The organism is Olsenella phocaeensis (genome assembly GCF_900120385.1).
GTDB classification, from domain to species: domain Bacteria; phylum Actinomycetota; class Coriobacteriia; order Coriobacteriales; family Atopobiaceae; genus Olsenella_I; species Olsenella_I phocaeensis.
In genome coordinates this window covers 1-2,323 of the sequence record NZ_LT635504.1, presented here as the reverse complement: position 1 = coordinate 2,323, position 2,323 = coordinate 1, and the positions used below count along the sequence as shown (strand labels likewise).

At 62.6% G+C, this 2,323-nt stretch carries 3 protein-coding genes; all 3 read right to left on the bottom strand.

All coding sequences use genetic code 11. The features are described 5' to 3' along the window. Positions 1–127: twin-arginine translocation signal domain-containing protein (locus BQ7388_RS13565; protein WP_129583255.1), on the bottom strand; the 127-nt coding region annotated here is incomplete at its 3' end. Positions 128–232: 105 nt separating this feature from the next. Beyond that, positions 233–955, bottom strand: coding sequence for a purine-nucleoside phosphorylase (gene deoD / locus BQ7388_RS10165; RefSeq protein ID WP_009278105.1), 723 nt, complete (start codon positions 953–955; stop codon positions 233–235). Then, entirely contained in the window at positions 948–2,150 is a 1,203-nt protein-coding gene (locus tag BQ7388_RS10160; protein ID WP_072500572.1) for a phosphopentomutase, read from the bottom strand. Before BQ7388_RS10160 ends, deoD begins: the two co-directional genes overlap by 8 nt. Positions 2,151–2,323 lie beyond the last annotated feature (173 nt).

Sequence of the window (2,323 nt, the reverse complement as noted above, 5' to 3'; positions counted from 1 at the left end):
CTCCGGCACCGCCGGCGGACTCGGTGGTCGAGGCCGAGCCCCCACCGCAACCAGCAAGCCCTGCGGTCGCCGCTAGGGCCGCCGTGGCGCCCAGGAAGTTCCTGCGCGTGATTTCGGCTTTGAGCATGACGTGTCCCTTCTCCTTCTTCGAACTTCCCTGGGGGGCCTTGCCCCGCTTGCATATGTCCATGGGGCCTGCGCCCCATGTGGTGCCGCACTCGCACGGAGGCGACTACTCCTCGGGCAGGGCCAAGGAGAGCGCGACCTCCATCATCTGTGTGAAGCTGGTCTGCCTCTCGTCGGCGGACAGCGACTCCCCCGTCATCGGGAGGTCCGAGATGGTGCAGAGGCAGAGTGCCTTCTTGTGGGCCTTCGCCGCATTGAGGTACAGGCCCGCAGACTCCATCTCGACTGCCAGGACGCCCATTGAGGCCCAGCGCTCGTTGACCGTGGGGTCTGCGTTGTAGAAGGAGTCGGCCGAGAGCACGTTGCCGACTCGGGTGGGGACGCCCAGCTCCTCCGCCTTGCGGACGGCACGACGCAGGAGGCCGAAGTCGGCGATGGGCGCATAGGTCCCGGGCAGGTTGAACTGTGCGGCGTAGTTTGAGTCGGTGCACGCGCCCAGACCCACGACCAGGTCGCGCAGGGCGACTCCCTCGGCGAGGCCTCCAGCGCTGCCGATGCGGATGATTGCGTCCACGTCATAGAAGTTGAAGAGCTCGTACGAGTAGATCCCTATCGAGGGGATGCCCATGCCGCCGCCCATGACCGACACGGGGTGACCCTGGTAGTTCCCCGTGAAGCCCAGCATGTTGCGGACGCTGTTGAAGCAGGTGACGTCCTCGAGGAAGTGATCGGCCACGTACTTGGCGCGCAGCGGGTCTCCCGGCATGAGGACGGTCTTGGCTATCTGGCCCTCGAGCGCGGCGTTGTGCGGGGTGGGGACGCTAGGCATTCTTTGTTACCTCCATGATCTGGTCGAGTCGGGACGTTCCGTGGTCGCCTGCCGGTGCGCCGAGATAGTCGAGGATGGTGGCCGAGATGTCGGCAAAGGTGCCACTGGTCTTGAGGTCTGTGCCGGCCTTCACGCGAGGCCCCGCGATGACCCAGGGAACGTACTCGCGCGAATGGTCGGTGGAGGGGGTCACGGGATCGCAGCCATGGTCGGCGGTGACCATGAAGAGGTCGTCCTCGCGCAGCTTGCCCAGGATGGTGGGCACGTGCTCGTCGAAGTAGGCAAGTGCCTTCGCATAGCCGTCCACGTCGTTGCGATGACCGTAGATCATGTCGGTGTCCACGAGGTTCACGAAGCAGAGGCCCTCGAAGTCCCTGTCAAGGAGCTCGATGGTGCGTTCGATGCCCTCGGGGTTACCCGAGGTGGGAATGGACTCCTTGATGCCACGGTGGGCAAAGATGTCAAAGATCTTCCCCACGGAGATGACGTCGGTCCCGTTGGCGCTCAGAATGTCGAGCATCGTCTGCCCCGTGGGCTCCAGCGAGAAGTCATGCCTATGCGACGTCCTCGTGTAGTTGCCGTCCTCGCCCACGAAGGGACGGGCGATGACGCGGGCGACGCTGTTCTTCCCAGTCAGGATCGAGCGGGCCATGCGGCAGTACTCATAGAGCTGCTCACAGGGGACGACGTCCTCGTGCGCGGCGATCTGGAAGACGCTGTCCGCGGAGGTGTAGACGATGAGGGAGCCGGTCTCGACCATCTCCCTGCCATAGTCACGAATAACCTCGGTGCCCGAATAGGGCTTGTTGCACAGCACCTTGCGACCGGTCAGACGCTCAAACTCCTCGATGACGTCCGCGGGGAATCCGTTGGGATAGGTCGGAAAGCGCTCGGGAGAGATGACGCCTGCCATCTCCCAGTGGCCAACGGTGGTGTCCTTGCCCTTGGACGCCTCGCGCAACCTTCCAAAGGCACCCTTCGGGGCCTCGATGGGAGCGATGTCCACGTCGTAGACGGAGTCAAGCGCGCCCTCGATGTTGAAGAGCCCGAGGTCACGGAGGTTGGGCATGTGGAAGAACGGACTCGTCGCACAGGCACAGAGGGTGTTGCTTCCCTCGTCGCCATACTCCGCCGCGTCGGGTTCCTCTCCGATTCCGAAGCTGTCCAATACGACGAGGAAGACCCTCTTGGCCATCAAATCACCTATCTCTCTGTGTGTGCCGTATGCTTGCGTGAAAGGGTCAGTGACCTCTCAGATAAACGTCTTGAATAGCATATGTTTATATTCATCAAGCATAAGAAAAACAGTTATGAGCGGTCGCTAGCTCGCCGCGAGTGGCATGTCTGATGAGTGTTCTCATGCATAGG

Excerpts from the sequence above, each read along its gene's own strand:
- deoD (WP_009278105.1), bottom strand. The coding sequence starts at position 955 with ATGCCTAGCGTCCCCACCCCGCACAACGCCGCGCTCGAGGGCCAGATA.
- BQ7388_RS10160 (WP_072500572.1), bottom strand. The coding sequence starts at position 2,150 with ATGGCCAAGAGGGTCTTCCTCGTCGTATTGGACAGCTTCGGAATCGGA.